General features: G+C 69.8%; 16 protein-coding genes. 12 read left to right on the top strand and 4 right to left on the bottom strand.

From position 1 onward, the window contains the following. Positions 1-65 precede the first annotated feature (65 nt). The 7 genes from F9C12_RS28055 to sepH all read left to right on the top strand — a co-directional run bounded on the left by F9C12_RS28055 (position 66) and on the right by sepH (position 7,312). Positions 66-905: an ABC transporter ATP-binding protein gene (locus tag F9C12_RS28055; RefSeq protein ID WP_409184769.1), complete on the top strand. Its 840-nt coding sequence runs from the start codon at positions 66-68 to the stop codon at positions 903-905. Next, positions 902-1,717, top strand: coding sequence for an ABC transporter permease (locus tag F9C12_RS28050; protein WP_409462341.1), 816 nt, complete (start codon positions 902-904; stop codon positions 1,715-1,717). The genes F9C12_RS28055 and F9C12_RS28050 overlap by 4 nt, the downstream gene beginning before the upstream one ends. After that, entirely contained in the window at positions 1,696-2,883 is a 1,188-nt protein-coding gene (locus F9C12_RS28045) for a sensor histidine kinase (RefSeq protein ID WP_409462340.1), read from the top strand. The genes F9C12_RS28050 and F9C12_RS28045 overlap by 22 nt, the downstream gene beginning before the upstream one ends. Beyond that, complete coding sequence (locus tag F9C12_RS28040) at positions 2,880-3,503, top strand: response regulator (RefSeq protein ID WP_409462339.1); 624 nt, start codon at positions 2,880-2,882, stop codon at positions 3,501-3,503. Before F9C12_RS28045 ends, F9C12_RS28040 begins: the two co-directional genes overlap by 4 nt. A gap of 23 nt (positions 3,504-3,526) precedes the next feature. After that, entirely contained in the window at positions 3,527-4,873 is a 1,347-nt protein-coding gene (locus tag F9C12_RS28035; protein ID WP_409462338.1) for a serine hydrolase domain-containing protein, read from the top strand. 228 nt (positions 4,874-5,101) lie between these two features. Further along, positions 5,102-6,226, top strand: a complete 1,125-nt coding sequence (gene serC, locus F9C12_RS28030; RefSeq protein ID WP_409462337.1) for a phosphoserine transaminase — start codon at positions 5,102-5,104, stop codon at positions 6,224-6,226. 249 nt (positions 6,227-6,475) lie between these two features. Beyond that, positions 6,476-7,312, top strand: a complete 837-nt coding sequence (sepH, locus tag F9C12_RS28025; protein ID WP_409184763.1) for a septation protein SepH — start codon at positions 6,476-6,478, stop codon at positions 7,310-7,312. 99 nt (positions 7,313-7,411) lie between these two features. On the opposite strand, the gene F9C12_RS28020 is transcribed toward sepH, so the two are convergent. From F9C12_RS28020 to F9C12_RS28010, 3 genes are read right to left on the bottom strand one after another with little or no spacing between them, the layout of a single operon-like run. Then, complete coding sequence (locus F9C12_RS28020) at positions 7,412-7,765, bottom strand: MmcQ/YjbR family DNA-binding protein (RefSeq protein ID WP_409184762.1); 354 nt, start codon at positions 7,763-7,765, stop codon at positions 7,412-7,414. A gap of 18 nt (positions 7,766-7,783) precedes the next feature. Beyond that, complete coding sequence (locus F9C12_RS28015) at positions 7,784-8,374, bottom strand: DUF2537 domain-containing protein (protein ID WP_409184761.1); 591 nt, start codon at positions 8,372-8,374, stop codon at positions 7,784-7,786. Between the two features lie 32 nt (positions 8,375-8,406). Next, positions 8,407-9,228: a TrmH family RNA methyltransferase gene (locus F9C12_RS28010; protein ID WP_409462336.1), complete on the bottom strand. Its 822-nt coding sequence runs from the start codon at positions 9,226-9,228 to the stop codon at positions 8,407-8,409. Between the two features lie 217 nt (positions 9,229-9,445). On the opposite strand from F9C12_RS28010, the gene F9C12_RS28005 reads away from it, so the two are divergent. The 5 genes from F9C12_RS28005 to F9C12_RS27985 all read left to right on the top strand — a co-directional run bounded on the left by F9C12_RS28005 (position 9,446) and on the right by F9C12_RS27985 (position 13,975). Beyond that, entirely contained in the window at positions 9,446-10,942 is a 1,497-nt protein-coding gene (locus F9C12_RS28005; protein WP_409184759.1) for a glutamate-cysteine ligase family protein, read from the top strand. 52 nt (positions 10,943-10,994) lie between these two features. Beyond that, entirely contained in the window at positions 10,995-11,597 is a 603-nt protein-coding gene (locus F9C12_RS28000) for a TetR/AcrR family transcriptional regulator (RefSeq protein ID WP_409462335.1), read from the top strand. 78 nt (positions 11,598-11,675) lie between these two features. Continuing rightward, positions 11,676-12,350: a heme oxygenase (biliverdin-producing) gene (locus F9C12_RS27995; RefSeq protein WP_409462334.1), complete on the top strand. Its 675-nt coding sequence runs from the start codon at positions 11,676-11,678 to the stop codon at positions 12,348-12,350. 114 nt (positions 12,351-12,464) lie between these two features. Then, the gene (locus F9C12_RS27990; RefSeq protein ID WP_409184756.1) at positions 12,465-13,088 is read left to right on the top strand and encodes a superoxide dismutase; all 624 of its coding nucleotides are present in this window, start codon (positions 12,465-12,467) and stop codon (positions 13,086-13,088) included. An 80-nt stretch (positions 13,089-13,168) separates the two neighbouring features. Further along, entirely contained in the window at positions 13,169-13,975 is an 807-nt protein-coding gene (locus F9C12_RS27985) for an arylamine N-acetyltransferase family protein (RefSeq protein WP_409462333.1), read from the top strand. 251 nt (positions 13,976-14,226) lie between these two features. Here the strand turns inward: F9C12_RS27985 and F9C12_RS27980 are convergent, their stop codons facing one another. Continuing rightward, positions 14,227-15,483 (bottom strand): MFS transporter, encoded by a 1,257-nt coding sequence (locus F9C12_RS27980; RefSeq protein WP_409467083.1) that lies wholly within the window; start codon positions 15,481-15,483, stop codon positions 14,227-14,229. Between the last annotated feature and the right edge of the window lie 17 nt (positions 15,484-15,500).

The raw sequence follows: 15,500 nt of genomic DNA, 5'->3' as shown, positions 1-15,500 counted from the left end.
TGGACAGCCGGATTCCACTGCCCGGACGTCCCGCGAACCGCCCTCGCCACCGCACGCTGGAGCCCATGAGCACAGCAGTGCGAGTGCGCGGACTGCGCAAGGAGTACCCGGGCCACCTCGCCGTGGCCGGGATCGATCTCGACATCCACGACGGCGAGGTGTTCGCCCTGCTCGGGCCCAACGGCGCGGGCAAAACGACCACCGTCGAGATCCTGGAGGGGCACCGGCAGCGGACGGCGGGGGAAACCACTGTCCTCGGCGAGGACCCGGGCACCGCGGGCCGCGCGTGGCGCGCCCGCCTCGGCATCGTGCTGCAAACGGCCACCGATGCGGCGGAACTGACCGTCGCGGAGACCGTGCGGCACTTCGCGAAGTACTACCCGAATCCGCGGGATCCGGAAGAGGTGATCGACCAGGTCGGCCTCACCGCGAAGGCGGGCGCGCGGGTGAAGTCGTTGTCCGGCGGGCAACGCCGGCGGGTGGACGTCGCGCTCGGCATCGTCGGCCGTCCGGAATTGCTGTTCCTCGACGAGCCCACCACCGGTTTCGACCCCGAGGCGCGGCGGCAGTTCTGGACGCTGATCGACGGGCTCGCCCACGAGGGCACCACGATCCTGCTGACCACGCACTACCTGGACGAGGTCGAAGCGCTGGCCGACCGGCTCGCGGTGCTCGCTCGAGGTTCGGTCGTCGCGGAGGGGACGCCGGCGACGCTCGGCGGCCGCGAACGCGCCGAGGCCGTCGTGCGGTGGCAGGACGAACGCGGCAGCCACGAGGAACGCACGCCGTTCCCGACGAAACTCGTCTCGCAACTCGCCGCCGAGCGCGGGGAACTCGCCGGGCTGACCGTGACGCGCCCCAGCCTGGAAGACATCTATCTCGACCTGATCGGGGAACAACCGTGACCACCACACTGGCCGTGCCGGGGACGTTCCGCCTCGGCCTCGCCCGCGGCGCGCTCGAGCTGCGGCAGTTCTTCCGCAACCGCGAGCAGGTGGTGTTCACCTTCTCGCTGCCCGCGGTGCTGATGATCCTGCTCGGCTCCATCCTCGACGGCCCGACCGGGCAGACCGGGGTGTCGTCCGGGCAGCTGCTCGCCGCCGGGATGATCGGCGCGGGCATCGTGTCGACGTCGTTCAACAGCGTCGGCATCGGCATCGCCGCCGACCGCGAAATCGGTGCGCTGAAACGATTGCGCGGCACGCCGATGCCCGCGCCGGCCTATTTCGTCGGCAAGATGGTGATGGTCGCGGTGACCAGCGTCGCGCAGACCGTCCTGATGGCCGCGGTGGCGATGCTGCTGTTCCGCCTCGAGCTGCCGTCCGACCCGGCGAAGTGGCTGACCCTGGTCTGGGTGCTGCTGCTCGGGATCGTCTCCTCGACGCTGCTCGGCATCGCGATCAGCTCGGTGACCCGCACCGCGAACGGCACCGTGGCGCTGGTGCAGCTGGTGTACTTGGCGCTGCAGTTCATTTCCGGGGTGTTCGTCACGCCGATCACGCACCTGCCGCGGATCATGGTCGACGTCGCGTCGTTCTTCCCGCTGAAATGGATCTGCCAGGGCTTCCGCTCGGTGTTCCTTCCGCCGGAGGCCGCGACCCAGGAAATGGCGGGGACATGGGAGCTTCCGAAGGTGGCGCTGGTGCTGGCGGTGTGGTGCGTGGTGGGCCTGGTGCTCGCGAGGGTGACGTTCCGGTGGACGAACGAAGCGAAGTGAACCAGGCCGACGCGTGGGAGCGGTCGTACTGGTCCTGGGAGGTGCTGTTCGCGGTCGCCTGCGCGGCGACCGCGGTCCTGGTGCTGATCAACGACGGTTCGACGGCAGCGAAGATCACCGCCGAGGCCGCGCTGGGCGCGATCGCGATCGGGTATCTGGCGGTGGGACGGCGCGTCGTGCACGGCGAGGACAACCACCCCGCCCGCGTCGTCGCGGCGGTGGCGCTGATCGCGTTGAGCGCCACCGCCATTCTCGCGACCACCGCGGCGAGCTTCGTGCTGTTTCTCGCCTGCCCGCTGGTGTTCATGCTGCTGGAGCTGCGGCCGGGGGTCGTCGCGACGACGCTGTTGATCCTGCTCGAACCCGTCTCCGCGGTGGTGAACGGCGGCTGGAACAACCAGTTGCTGTCGGTGCTGCTGCCGATGACCGCGATCCTCATCGTCTTCAGCGTGCTGGCCGGGAAGTTCACCAGCGACGTGCTGAAGCAGAGCCGCGCCCGCGCCGAGCTGATCCGCGAACTGGAATCCAGCCAGGCCGAGGTCGCCCGGCTGTCGAGGGAAGCGGGCACCGCGGCCGAACGCGAACGCCTGGCGCGGGAAATCCACGACACGCTCGCCCAAGGCTTCACCAGCATCATCACGCTGACCCAGGCGATTGAGTCCGAACTGGACACTGACCTGTCCGCGGTGCGCAAACACGTCGCGCTCGCCGGCCGCACCGCGCGCGAGAATCTCGCCGAAGCCCGCGCGATGGTGGCCGCGCTCGCACCGTCCGATTTGGCCACCGGCTCGCTGCCGGAAGCGGTACAGCGGCAGGCAGATCGGCTCGCCGAGGAGCTCGGAATTCCGGTGGAGTGCGATGTGGACGATGCGCTGCCGCCACTGTCCACTGCGGTCGAAGTGGTGCTGCTGCGCGCGGCGCAGGAAGCGTTGTCGAACGTACGCAAGCATTCCGGCGCGACGCTCGTCCGTGTGCGTCTGTCCGCTGTGGACGGAGCGATACGGTTGCGCGTAGCAGACAACGGGTGCGGCTTCCGCCCGGACGCTGCCGGAGCTGGCTTCGGGCTGCGCGGCATGCGTTCCCGGGCCGAGCAGGTCGGCGGCACCCTGGAAGTGCGGACCGGCGCGAACGGCGGCACCGAACTGGAACTGGAGGTGCCCGCGTGATCACCATCATGCTGGTCGACGACCATCCCGTGGTGCGCGAAGGACTGCGCGGCATGCTCGAAGCCGAGGACGACCTGACGGTGGTCGGCGAAGCCGGTTCCGGTGCCGAAGCGGTGGCGCTCGACCGCGTGAAACAGCCCGACGTCGTCCTGATGGACCTGCGCATGCCGGGCCTCGACGGCGTCGGCGCGATTCACGCGATCCTCAAGGAGACGCCCGCGCGCCGGATCGTCGTGCTCACCACTTACGAAACGGACGCGGACATCCTGCGCGCGGTCGAGGCTGGTGCGTCGGGGTACCTGCTGAAAGACGCGTCGCGGGCGGAATTGGCCAACGCGATCCGGGCCGCGCATCGCGGCGAAACCGTGCTGGCGCCGTCGGTCGCGGGCAAGCTCGTGCACCGGATGCGAAACCCGGAACCGGTCTCGCCGCTGTCCGCGCGCGAGGTGGAAGTACTGCGGCTGGTCGCGAAGGGCCGCACCAACGCCGAAATCGGCCGCGAGCTGCACATCGGTGAGGCGACGGTAAAGACGCATCTGCTGCGGGTGTTCTCGAAGCTCGGCGTTTCCGACCGCACCGCGGCGGTGACGACGGCGCTGGACCGGCAGCTGCTCGGCTGAACTGCCCGGGCAGAATGACGGCCATGCTCGACACCACCGAACTCGCCCTGTACCGACGGCTCGCACACGAGCAGTCCGTCAGCCGCGCCCCGTCCCTCGTCGCCGCTGTCGTGCGAGGCGGCGAGGTCGTCTGGTCCGGAGCCCGCGGCCGCGTCGGCGGCCAGCGCCCGGACGACGACACGCAGTACCGGCTGGGGTCGATCACCAAAACGATGATCGCGACCGCGGTCATGCGGCTGCGCGACGAGGGCAAACTCGACCTGACCGATCCGCTGGAGCGGCACCTGCCGGGCACCGCGTTCGGCTCGGTCACCATCGCGCAGCTGCTGTCGCACACCTCGGGTCTCACGTCGGAATCGCCCGGCCAGTGGTGGGAGCGCGCGCCCGGCGCGGACTGGGCGGCACTCGTCGCGAGCCTGGAAAAGGGCGCGACGAAGCTGCGTCCCGGCTCCAAGTTCCATTATTCGAACGTCGGCTACGGCGTCCTCGGCGAACTGGTCGCCCGGCACCGCGAGCGGCCGTGGTTCGACGTCGTGCGCGACGAAATCCTTACCCCGCTCGGCATGAACCGCACGACCCCGCATCCGGAAGGCGCGCACGCCGAGGGATTCGCCGTGCACCCGTTCGCCGACGTGCTGATGCCGGAGAAGTGGCCGGACGCCGGCGCGATGGCCCCGGCGGGCCAGCTCTGGTCCACGATCACCGACCTCGGCCGCTGGACGTCGTTCCTCGGCGGCCACACCGGCGGCGTGCTGTCCGAGGACACCGTCGACGAGATGCGGACGATGAACACCGTCGACGACACCGAGGTGTGGTCGACCGGATTCGGCCTTGGCCTGATGGTCGTGCGTTACCAGGGCAGGCACCTGGCCGGGCACACCGGCTCGATGCCCGGCTTCCTCGCCGCGACCCTGGTCGACCCGCGCAGCGGCACCGGCGCGCTGTGCCTCGCCAACTCCACTGGAGGCGTCGGCATCACCCAGCTGTGCCTCGACCTGCTCACCACGGCCGACGACCTCGAACCGGCACTGCCCGAAGAGTGGCTGCCGTCCACTGTGGACCCGGACCTGCTCGCGCTGACCGGGCTGTGGCACTGGGGCCCGTCGCCGTACTTCCTGCGCGTGCAGGGCGACGGCCTGATCTCCCTGAACCCGGCCGTCGGCACCGGACGAGCCTCGCGGTTCCGCCCCGAGGGCCCGGACACCTGGATCGGCCTGGACGGCTACTACGCGGGCGAAACGCTCACCGTCGGCCGCGCCGCGGACGGGACGGCGAACCACCTGAACCTCGCGACGTTCATCTTCACCCGCACGCCGTACGACCCAGCCGCACCCATCCCGGGCGGGCTGGACGAGGCCGGGTGGCGCTGAGTCCTTCCGCTTCGACCTGGACGCCGGGCTGCTCCCCGGCCGGGCACCCGCCCGGCCGGGGAGGCCGATCAGCGCAGCCGAGTCAACCGGGTGCACCAGCGCCGCCGAGCCGAAGAGCGCAACCCTCCCCCACGCGCCCGGTCACCGTGCGTTTCCGGCACGATTCCACATGCCGGACAGGCCCCAACCGCCGTTACCTGCGTTGTCCCGACCTGAGAGACTAAGCACATGACCGACGCTGAGTTGACGATCCCAGCAGACCTCAAGCCGGCCGACGGCCGCTTCGGCTGCGGACCCTCGAAGGTTCGCGAAGAGCAGCTCGCCGCCCTCGCCCGGTCCGGTTCCACCTATCTCGGCACCTCGCACCGGCAGAAGCCGGTCAAGTCGCTCGTCGGCCGCGTGCGCGCCGGGTTGTCCGAGCTGTTCTCGCTCCCGGACGGGTACGAGGTCATCCTCGGCAACGGCGGCACGACCGCGTTCTGGGACGCCGCCGCGTTCGGCCTCGTGCGCGAGCGCGCCCAGCACTTCACCTACGGCGAGTTCTCGTCGAAGTTCGCCACCGTCACGAACAAGGCCCCGTTCCTCGGCGAGTCGATCGTGGTGAAGGCCGACCCGGGCAGCGCTCCGGAGATCGCCTACTCCCAGGGCGCGGACCTCGTCGGCTGGGCGCACAACGAGACCTCCACCGGCGTCGCGGTGCCGGTTCAGCGTCCCGAGGGCAGCGACGGAGCGCTGGTCGCGATCGACGCGACCTCCGGAGCCGGCGGCCTCCCGGTCAAGGCCGAGGACTTCGACGTCTACTACTTCGCGCCGCAGAAGTCGTTCGCGTCCGACGGCGGGCTGTGGATCGCCCTCGCCTCGCCCGCGGCGATCGAGCGGATCGGCGAGATCGGCGGCGGCGACCGCTGGATCCCCGAATTCCTGTCGCTCACCACGGCGCTCGACAACTCGCGCAAGGACCAGACCTACAACACCCCCGCCGTCGCCACGCTGTTCCTGCTCGCCGAGCAGATCGAGTGGATGAACGGCCAGGGCGGCCTGGCCTGGACCACCGCGCGCACCAAGGAATCCTCGACCCGGCTGTACGAATGGGCCGAGAAAACCTCGTACACCACGCCGTTCGTGGCGAACCCGGAGCTGCGCTCGCAGGTCGTCGGCACGGTCGACTTCGCCGACGAGGTCGACGCGGCCGCGGTCGCGAAGGCGTTGCGCGCCAACGGGATCGTCGACACCGAGCCGTACCGGAAGCTGGGCCGCAACCAGCTGCGCGTCGGCCTCTTCCCGGCGATCGACCCGGACGACGTCACGAAGCTCACCCAGAGCATCGAATACGTCGTGGAACGGCTCGGCTGACCAGAAAACGCCCAAACCGCCCCGCCAGCCACCCGGCTCGCGGGGCGGTTCGCGTTCACGACCACTCGTTCGTGACACACCGTGGTCGGCGTGTCACGGCGGTCCCGGATCTCCGGCCCGGCGAAGATGACCGGGAAAGTGCCGTCGGAGGGAATTCGGATGGGTGAGGCGTCGGCGCGCCTCGCACGTCAAGCCGACGCGCCGTTCTAACGTGGGCACCCACAAAGGTGAACACCGGGGAGGCGAGAAATGCGGGCGTTGCGGGTGGTCGGGCTGCACGAGGACGGGAAGTCCCTCGTGCTGGAGGACCCGGCGAGCCGTACCCGCTTCCTGCTCCCGGCCGACGAGAGACTGCGTGCGGCGGCGAGGGGGGACATAGCCCGGCTGGGCCAGATCGAGATCGAGTTGGAGAGCCAGATGCGGCCACGCGAGATCCAGGCGCGAATCCGCGCGGGCGAGTCCGTCGAGCAGGTCGCGAGCAGCGCGGGCGTCTCGACGCAGCGGGTGGAGCGGTTCGCCTACCCGGTGCTGCTCGAACGGTCCCGCACGGCGGAACTCGCGCAGTCGGCGCACCCGGTCCGCGAGGACGGGCCCGACGTCCAGACGCTCGGCGAGGTCGTCGCCTACGCGTTCGGCGTCCGCGGCCACGACTACAACCAGGCCACCTGGGACGCCTGGCGCGGCGACGACGGCAAGTGGGTCGTCGTGCTGCGCTGGAAGGCCGGCCGCTCCGACAACCGCGCGCACTGGTCGTTCTCGCCCGGCGCGCACGGCGGAACGGTGCACGCGCTCGACGAGAACGCCGAGGTCCTGCTCAACCCGAACTCGTACGTCGCGCCGCGCACCGTGCGCGCGCTGGCTCCCGCCCGCGATTCGGTGGTGCAGCCGACCCTCGACGCCGTCGAGGAGCCGCGCGCCATCGAAGGCCCGGACGAGGGCGACGAGGAGACCCGCGAAATCCCGCGCGTCCCGGGCGAGCCCGACGGGGACGAGGCCGAGCAGCCGCGCACGAAGGCGAAGAAGAACCATCCGATCGTGCCGTCCTGGGAGGACGTGCTGCTCGGAGTCCGCACCCAGCGCGGCTGACCCGACTGACCCGCGATGGGTGCGGGAACCCGGAGAGGAGGAATCAGAGTCCCTCAGGATTCCCCTCCTGGACTTCCACCGAGGCGGGCCCGGCCAGGTTCACTCGTCCAGCAGAGCGGCCAGTTTCTTCGGCGCGACGTGCCGATACGCCTCCCGCACGATCTGCTCCACCTCGGTCCAGTCGACGTCCACGTCGAGCCGCACCCCTAGCCACCCGTGCACTCCGACGTAGGGCGGCCGGAAGAACCGGTCCGGTTCGGTGCGCACCAGTTCCTCCTGCACGCCTGGCGGCGCGGGGCACCAGAACGCGAGTTTGTCGTCGTGGTGCCGGTCGGCGAACATCGCGAACGTCTTGCGGCCGCGGACGAACCACGTCGGTTCGCCGTGGCTGAGCCGTTCGGTGGCTTCGGGCAGGGCGAGACACAGCGCGCGCAGCTTGTCGAGCGGGGCCATCGCGCCAGTATCCGCGAGTCAGAACACCGTGGCCAGCACGCCGATCCACGCGAGCACCAGGCCGCCGCCCGCGCCGTACACCGCCCAGCGCAGGATCGGCACCTTCCGGCCCAGCCACAGCGACGGCGCGACCCCGCCGGTCACCACCAGCGACGCGATCAGCGCCAGCCACGTGCTCGTCTCGCGCGCGAGCGTCCCGGCCAGCGCGAGCATCGCCACGATCACCACGGCAGCCGCGAACGCGGACACGGTCAGCCCAGTGGCCCACGGCGTCGGCTCGTCCGGGGTTCGCGCCCGCGCGGGCTGATCCGGCCGCGGCGGCGGTTCGACCACTGTCTCCACGCCGGTCACCGGGTCGACAAAGCGCACCTCGGTTCCCATCACCGCGGCCAGGCGCGCGGCGAGCTGCCGCCCGCGCTGCGACACGACTGAACCGGCGACGTCGACGTCCGAGTCGGAGCGGGCGACCGCCGACGCCACGCGTGCCCATTCGTGCAGCGCCTGCGCCAGGTCGGCACCGATCGCGAGCCGGCGCGGGTCGACCTCCCGCGCGTGCTCGCCGCCCGGACCGGCGAGCACCGCCTGCTCGCCGCGGATCCGCAGCTCCATAGTGCCCCTCCCCGCGAGAAACGTGCCGGGGGTCACTCTAGTGGGGCGGCCCCCGCCGAGACTTCGTGGAACGCGATCGCCGCCGCGGTGGCGACATTCAGCGAGTCGACGCCGGGCACCATCTCCACCCGGACCGCGACGTCCGCGGCCTCGATCGCCTCGTCGGTCAGCCCCGGCCCCTCGGCACCGAGCAGCAGCGCGATCGGGCCCGGCACCTTCTCGCGCAATCCGCGCAGCGGTACGGAATCCGTGCGCGGCGTGAGCGCGGCCACCGTGAAACCCCGTGCCCGCAGCACATCCAGGCCGCCGGGCCAGCTGTCGAAAGTCGCGAACGGGACGCGCAGCACGTGTCCCATCGAAACGCGCACACTTCGCCGGTAAAGCGGATCCGAACAACCCGGACCGAGCAATACCCCGCCGACGCCGAGCGCGGCGGCATTGCGGAACAGCGCGCCGAGATTTTCGTGATCGCCGACACCTTCGAGCACCGCCAGAATCTGCGCGCTGTCCACGATTTGGGAAACCGTCGGCGGTTCCGGGCGGTCCGCGACCGCGAGCACGCCGCGATTGAGGTGGAAACCGACGACCTCGGCCATGGTTTCCGCCGACGTCACATACGCGGGCACGTCGACGCCGGTGAGTTCGTCTTCCAATTCCCGCAGCCGTCTCTCCACGCCGAGCAGCGCTCGCACCGGATAACGCGAGGCGAGCAGCCGTCCGACCACGACGGTTCCCTCGGCGATCACCAGCCCGCGCCCGCCGGGGCGGTCCGGGCGACGGTCCGCTGTGGACAGGTCGCGGAAGTCGTCGAGCCCCGGATGCGCCCGGTCCTCGGTGAAGATCAGTTGAGCCACATCGGACAGTCTCGCACCCGCCCGAACCCGTGCCCATTGGTCCGAACGCGCGGCCCGCTTTGGTACGAACGGCGTAGTTGTCCGCAGGGTCAACCGCCGGTGACGGAGAGCACCAGTTTGGCCGCTAGCCCATGGCGACGCGCTGTGCGACGGTGGTCTGCCTGGCGACCTAGCCGCCCAGACCACTGCGGACAGCAGCCAAGGAGCGCGTCGAACCATGGGTACGGATCTCTCGGCACACCCCGGCCGGCTCGATCGCGGACGGTACCGCCGGAAGGTCCAGCGGTGCCTGGACACCCTGGCGCGGATGCTCACCGACGGCAGTTTTTCCTTTCCCCGCAAGAACATCGGGCTCGAAGTCGAGCTGAATCTGGTGGACGGGCAGCTGAGCCCCTCGATGACCAACTCGGTCGTGCTGGAGGCGCTCGACGACGCCGCGTTCACCACCGAACTCGGCCAGCACAATCTGGAGCTCAACGTGCCGCCCCGCCCGCTCGCCGGGGATTCCGCGCTGCGGCTGGAAGAAGACCTGCACTCCTACCTCGCGAAAGCGCAGGACAGCGCGGCGCACACCGGCTCGTCGGTGGCCATGATCGGCATTCTGCCGACGCTGGGACCGGAGCATTTCGATCAGAAGTGGCTTTCCCACAAAACGCGGTATTCGTCGCTGAACGACGAGATCTTCGCCGCCCGCGGCGAGCGGATCGCGCTCGCGATGGACGGCCCGGCATTGCCCGGAGGCCAGCCGGAGCGGCTGCGGCACTACGCGGAGTCCATTCTCCCGGAGGCCGCCTGCACTTCGGTCCAATTGCATCTGCAGGTCGCCCCTGAGGAATTCGCCGCGCACTGGAACGCCGCGCAATGCCTGGCCGGCGTCCAGATCGCGCTCGCCTCGAACTCGCCTTTCCTGCTGGGCAAGGCGCTGTGGCACGAAACCCGGATCCCGTTGTTCCAGCAGGCCACCGACACCCGGCCGGAGGAGCTGAAAAACCAGGGCGTCCGGCCGCGCGTGTGGTTCGGCGAACGGTGGATCACGTCGATCTTCGACCTGTTCGAGGAAAACGTCCGCTATTTCCCGGGTCTGCTGCCGGAGACCGATCTCGAAGACCCGATCGAAGCGCTGGAATCCGGGCAGGCGCCGAAGCTTTCCGAACTGCGGCTGCACAACGGAACGATCTGGCGGTGGAACCGGCCGGTGTACGACGTAGTCGACGGCCTGCCGCATCTGCGCATCGAAAACCGGGTGCTGCCCGCCGGTCCGACGGTCGCCGACATGGTGGCCAACGCGGCGTTTTTCTACGGCGCCCAGCGCGCGCTGGCCGAGCAGGACCGGCCGGTGTGGTCGCAGATGTCGTTCCAGGCCGCGGAAGAAAATTTGTACGAGGGCGCGCGCAAGGGCTTCGACGCGCAGCTGTACTGGCCCGGCATCGGCTGGATCCCGCCGGACGAGCTGGCGCTGCGCGTGCTGCTTCCGCTGGCACACGAAGGCCTGCGCCGTTCGGATGTGTCCGACGAAGCCCGCGTGCGGTACCTCGGCATCATCGAACGCCGCTGCCTCGCCCGGCGCAGCGGCGCGGCCTGGCAACGCGACTACGTGCTGCGCGCGCACGAACGCGGCGCGGACCGCGAAACCGCGCTCAACTGGATGCTGCGGCGGTATTTGGAGCTTTCGGAAGCCGGCGAGCCGGTGCACACCTGGACGCTCGACGGCTGAGCCCTTTTGCGCGGTCCCCTAAGGTGTTTCGCACGGGAAGGGGGTGGCGCGTGTGCCGAAGGTGCTGGGCGGTTCGCTCGAAGCGCACCGCCGGGAAGTGCGGTCGCGGGTCTTCGAGGTCGTCCGCGCGCAGCTGTACGAACGCGGGTTCGACGCGATCACGCTCGCCGGAGTCGCCGCGGAGGCTGGGCTCGGCCGCACCGCGATGTACAACCACTTCCCGGACAAGGAAAGCCTGCTCGTCGCGTTCGTGGAGGACGAGGCCGCGCGCTATGTCGAGCGGCTGCGCGCGGCGGTGGACGCCGAACCGGACCCGGTCGCCCAGCTGGCCACGTTCGTCCGGCTGCAGCTGCGCGTGCTGGCCGAGCACCACCTCCCGCCGGGCACCGCGTTGGAATCCGCGCTCGCGCCCGCGGCGTACCAGCGGATCAGCGCGCACGCCGACCCGATCATCGAACAGCTGCGCTCGGTGCTGCTCGCCGGAGTCGACGCGGGCAGCTGGCCCGCGCAGGACCTCGCCGTGGTGGTTCCGATGATCACCGCCGCGCTCGGCAGCCGGCAGGTCATCGATGTGCCCGCTGACCAGCTGGAAGACGCCATCGAAGCCGCCGTGCGGTTCGTCCGGCGGGCGGTCGGTTCGAGGGACGAAGCTTGATTTTAGGCTAGCCTAAGTCGTGATCCTGGCCTACAGTTCTTTCTGACAGCTTGTCATAAAGACGTCGGGAGGCCCTTGATGACGGTGACCGCGGACCTCGAAGCCAGCCCGTTCTCCGGACGGCTGCGCGCGTCCACGAGGGCGGTGCACGACAAGGCCAACCACTCGACGTACATGAACGCGCTGCTCGGCGGCGAGCTGACGCTGGAGGGCTACGCGGCGCTGGCAGCCCAGTACTACTTCATCTACGAGGCCATCGAACGCGCCGGCGACGCGATGGCCGGCGATCCGGTCGGCGGCCAGTTCGTATTCGAGGAGCTGCGCCGGCTGCCCGCGCTGGAACGCGACCTCGTCCGGCTGGTCGGGCCCGGCTGGCGCGCCGAGATCGCCCCGCTCGCCGCCACCGCGGCCTACACCGCGCGGATCGCCGAGGCGGCGCGCTGGTCCGGCGGGTTCGTGGCGCACCACTACACGCGCTACCTCGGCGACATCGCCGGCGGCCAGATCATCCGGCGGCTGCTGGAGAAGAAGTTCGACCTCGCCGAGGCGGGCACGCTCTTCTACCGCTTCGACCAGATCGGCAGCGCCCCCGCGTTCCGCGACCGCTACCGCGCGAAGCTGGACGAGGCGCCGTGGAGCGAGGAAGACCGCGCCCGGGTCATCGACGAATCCGTGGTCGCCTTCGAGCACAACGTGGCGGTATTCGACGAACTGGCGCTCGACCTCGACCGGTACCGCGACGCGGCGGCATGAGCCGGGTCACAGCCGGTTGACCTCCACCTAGCTTGAAGTACGACGCTCGGTTTCAGAAGGTTCCCGCGAGGGAAGCCGCCTAGAAAAACCGCGCGTCGATCAGAAGGAGGGCCCATGGCCCGGTACGAGCTGCCCGAACTCGATTACGACTACGGTGCTCTCGCGCCGTACATTTCGGGCGAGATCAACGAGCTGCACCACAGCAAGCACCACGCGACCTACGTGAAGGGCGCGAACGACACGCTGGACAAGCTCGCCGCCGCGCGGGAGGCGGGCGACTTCGGCTCGATCGTGGGGCTGGAGACGACGCTGGCGTTCAACCTGGCCGGGCACGCCAACCACGTCGTGTGGTGGAAGATCCTCTCGCCGGAGGGCGGGGACAAGCCGACCGGCGAGCTGGCCGCGGCGATCGACGAGGCGTTCGGCTCGTTCGACAAGTTCAAGGCCCAGTTCACCGCGGTGTCCACCACGATTCAGGGCAACGGGTGGGGCGCGCTGTCGTGGGACCCGATCGGCAAGACGCTGATCACCCAGCAGCTGCGCGACCACCACAACAACCTGATCCTGCCGACCGTGCCGATCCTGCTGGTCGACGTCTGGGAGCACGCGTTCTACCTCGACTACAAGAACGTGAAGCCGGACTACGTCAACGCCCTCTGGAACGTCTTCAACTGGGCCGAGATCAGCAAGCGCTTCGACAACGCCGTCGCCGGCGGCAACGGCCTCCTGCTCAGCTGAGCCCCGGGGCCCGGCCGACCGCGGCCGGGCCCCTTATTTCGCTTGACCTGGAGTGCACTGGAGGTGTGAGAGTGGAACCCATGGACGTCGACGCCTACCTCGCTCGCCTGGACCTGCCGGTGCCTCCGGCGGCTGACCTGGCCGCGCTGCGCCTGCTGCAGGAGCGGCACCTGATGCACGTCCCGTTCGAGAACCTGAGCGTGCACCTCGGGGAACCCATCGAACTCACCGAAGAAGCGCTTTTCGACAAGCTCGTGCGCCGTCGGCGCGGCGGTTTCTGCTACGAGCTGAACGGTCTTTTCGTCGCGCTGCTGCGAGAGCTGGGCTTCGCCGCGACGCTGCACGCCGCCCGCGTCTTCGACGACGCCGGCGTGCCCGGTCCGCCGCTGGACCACGCCGCCATCCTCGTCCAGCTCGAGGACGAGCAGTACCTGGTGGACGTCGGCTTCGGCAAGTTCAGCCGCCAGCCGCTGGCTCTGTCCGCGGTCGAGCCGCAGAGCGACCCCGAGGGCGAGTTCCTGCTCCTGGACGCTCCGTACGGCGACGTGGACGTCCTGCGCGACGGCAAGCCCGAGTACCGCTTGGAGCGCCGCCCACGGCAGCTGTCGGACTTCGGGCCGATGGCGTGGTGGCAGGCCACTTCGCCGCAGTCGCATTTCACGCAGAGCCTGACCTGCTCCCGCCCGACCGCCCAGGGCCGCGTGACGCTGTCCGGCGACCGGCTGATCGAGACGGTGGACGGCGTGCGGCACGAGGTGCTGCTGCCGAACGACGAAGCCGTGCGGATGGCGTATCACGTGTACTTCGGCCTGCGCCTGCGTCGGCTTCCGATGCGTCCCGGCGAACATCCGCTGGAAGCCTCGAAACCGAGTGCGCACCCGTCCTGACGTCGGGAACGGCCTTGCCCTCGCGGCGAAGAGCCCCGACCATGAACAGAGCCCCGCCTCCCGGGGTTCCCAGGTTGCGGGGCTCTGTCCGTTCCCGAACTGACTGCCGCTCCCACCACGAAGCGGACATGTATGAGGTTAGCCTAACCTCACCAGCGACGGCAAGACCGTCCCCGCGGAGACCTCGGTCTCACCCGCCCGAGTGACAACTTTCGGCTGCCCGACCGCCCTCGGCCAGCCATTTCCGCAGGTCAGACCCGTTCCCGAGACAGGATCCGCAGGCCGTTGCCGAGCCGCTTGGGCATCCGGACGCCGCCGCGCCGGATCAGCACCGCCGCGCACACCACCGCCGCGATCGCCGAAACCGCGCCGCCGATGTAGAACGGCGACCGGCCGCCGAACGCGTCGGCCATCCAGCCGGTCATCGGCCCGCCGATCGGGTTGCCGCCGATCAGCACCAGCACGTAGATGCCCATCACGCGGCCGCGCATCTCCGGCGACACCGACGTCTGCACCAGCGCGTTCGCCGTGTTCAGGAAGGTGATCGTGGCGAACCCGAGCGGGATCAGCCCGATCCCGAAGGCCAGGTACGTCGGCATGAACGCGGTGATCAACTCGAACACCCCGAGCAGCGCCGCCGACACCAGCATCAGCCGCACCCGGGGACGGCTCTTCGCCCCGCGCCGCGCGGACGCCAGCGCGCCGGTGAAGGTGCCCACCGCGACGAGCGTCGAGAGCAGGCCATAGCCGTCCGCCTGGGTATGGAAGACGTTCGCGGCGACGATCGGCAGCGACGTGAAGTAGGTGATGCCGAACGTGCTGACGAAGAACATCAGCACCATGACGGTCACCAGATCCGGCCGCCCGCGCACGTAACGCAGGCCCTCCATCAGCTGGCCCTTCGCGCGCGGGATCGCCGGACCGCGGAACAGCTTCGCCGGGTTCATCATCGCGACCCCGGCGATCACCGCCAGCGTGCTCGCCGCGTTCGCGATGAACAGCCAGCCGGTGCCGACCCAGGTGATCGCGAACCCGGCGATGGCCGGTCCGACGATGCGGGCCATGTTGAAGATCGACGAGTTCAGCGCGACCGCGTTCGCCACCTGGTCGCGGCCGACCATCTCGGCGACGAACGACTGCCGCGTCGGCACCTCGATCGCCGAGGTCGTCCCGAGCATCACGCACAGCAGGTAGACGTGCCACAGCTGGGCGACGCCGGTCAGGTCGAGCACGCCGAGCAGCACGGCCTGCAGGCAGTTCACCGACTGGATCAGCATCAGCAGCCGGCGCTTGTCGACGCGGTCGGCGAGCACGCCCGCCCACAGCGACAGCAGCAGCGTCGGGATGAACTGCAGCGCGACCGCGACGCCGAGCGCCACCGGATCGTTGCCGGACAGCGTGAACACCAGCCAGTCCTGGGCGATGCGCTGCATCCAGGTGCCGATGTTCGAGATGACCTGGCCGCTGAAGAACAGCCGGTAGTTCCGCACGCGCAGCGACGAGAACATCGTGCGCCGGGTCTTGG

This window comes from Amycolatopsis sp. GA6-003 (genome assembly GCF_046267895.1).
In the GTDB taxonomy this organism is placed as follows: domain Bacteria; phylum Actinomycetota; class Actinomycetes; order Mycobacteriales; family Pseudonocardiaceae; genus Amycolatopsis.
Note: the sequence above shows the minus strand (reverse complement) of the source record. Positions and strands in the feature narration are given on the sequence as shown.

Coding starts and splice junctions, on each gene's coding strand:
- F9C12_RS28055 (WP_409184769.1), top strand. CDS start 66: ATGAGCACAGCAGTGCGAGTGCGCGGACTGCGCAAGGAGTACCCGGGC.
- F9C12_RS28035 (WP_409462338.1), top strand. CDS start 3,527: ATGCTCGACACCACCGAACTCGCCCTGTACCGACGGCTCGCACACGAG.
- serC (WP_409462337.1), top strand. CDS start 5,102: ATGACCGACGCTGAGTTGACGATCCCAGCAGACCTCAAGCCGGCCGAC.
- sepH (WP_409184763.1), top strand. CDS start 6,476: ATGCGGGCGTTGCGGGTGGTCGGGCTGCACGAGGACGGGAAGTCCCTC.
- F9C12_RS28020 (WP_409184762.1), bottom strand. CDS start 7,765: ATGGCCCCGCTCGACAAGCTGCGCGCGCTGTGTCTCGCCCTGCCCGAA.
- F9C12_RS28015 (WP_409184761.1), bottom strand. CDS start 8,374: ATGGAGCTGCGGATCCGCGGCGAGCAGGCGGTGCTCGCCGGTCCGGGC.
- F9C12_RS28005 (WP_409184759.1), top strand. CDS start 9,446: ATGGGTACGGATCTCTCGGCACACCCCGGCCGGCTCGATCGCGGACGG.
- F9C12_RS27995 (WP_409462334.1), top strand. CDS start 11,676: ATGACGGTGACCGCGGACCTCGAAGCCAGCCCGTTCTCCGGACGGCTG.
- F9C12_RS27990 (WP_409184756.1), top strand. CDS start 12,465: ATGGCCCGGTACGAGCTGCCCGAACTCGATTACGACTACGGTGCTCTC.
- F9C12_RS27985 (WP_409462333.1), top strand. CDS start 13,169: ATGGACGTCGACGCCTACCTCGCTCGCCTGGACCTGCCGGTGCCTCCG.
- F9C12_RS27980 (WP_409467083.1), bottom strand. CDS start 15,483: ATGTTCTCGTCGCTGCGCGTGCGGAACTACCGGCTGTTCTTCAGCGGC.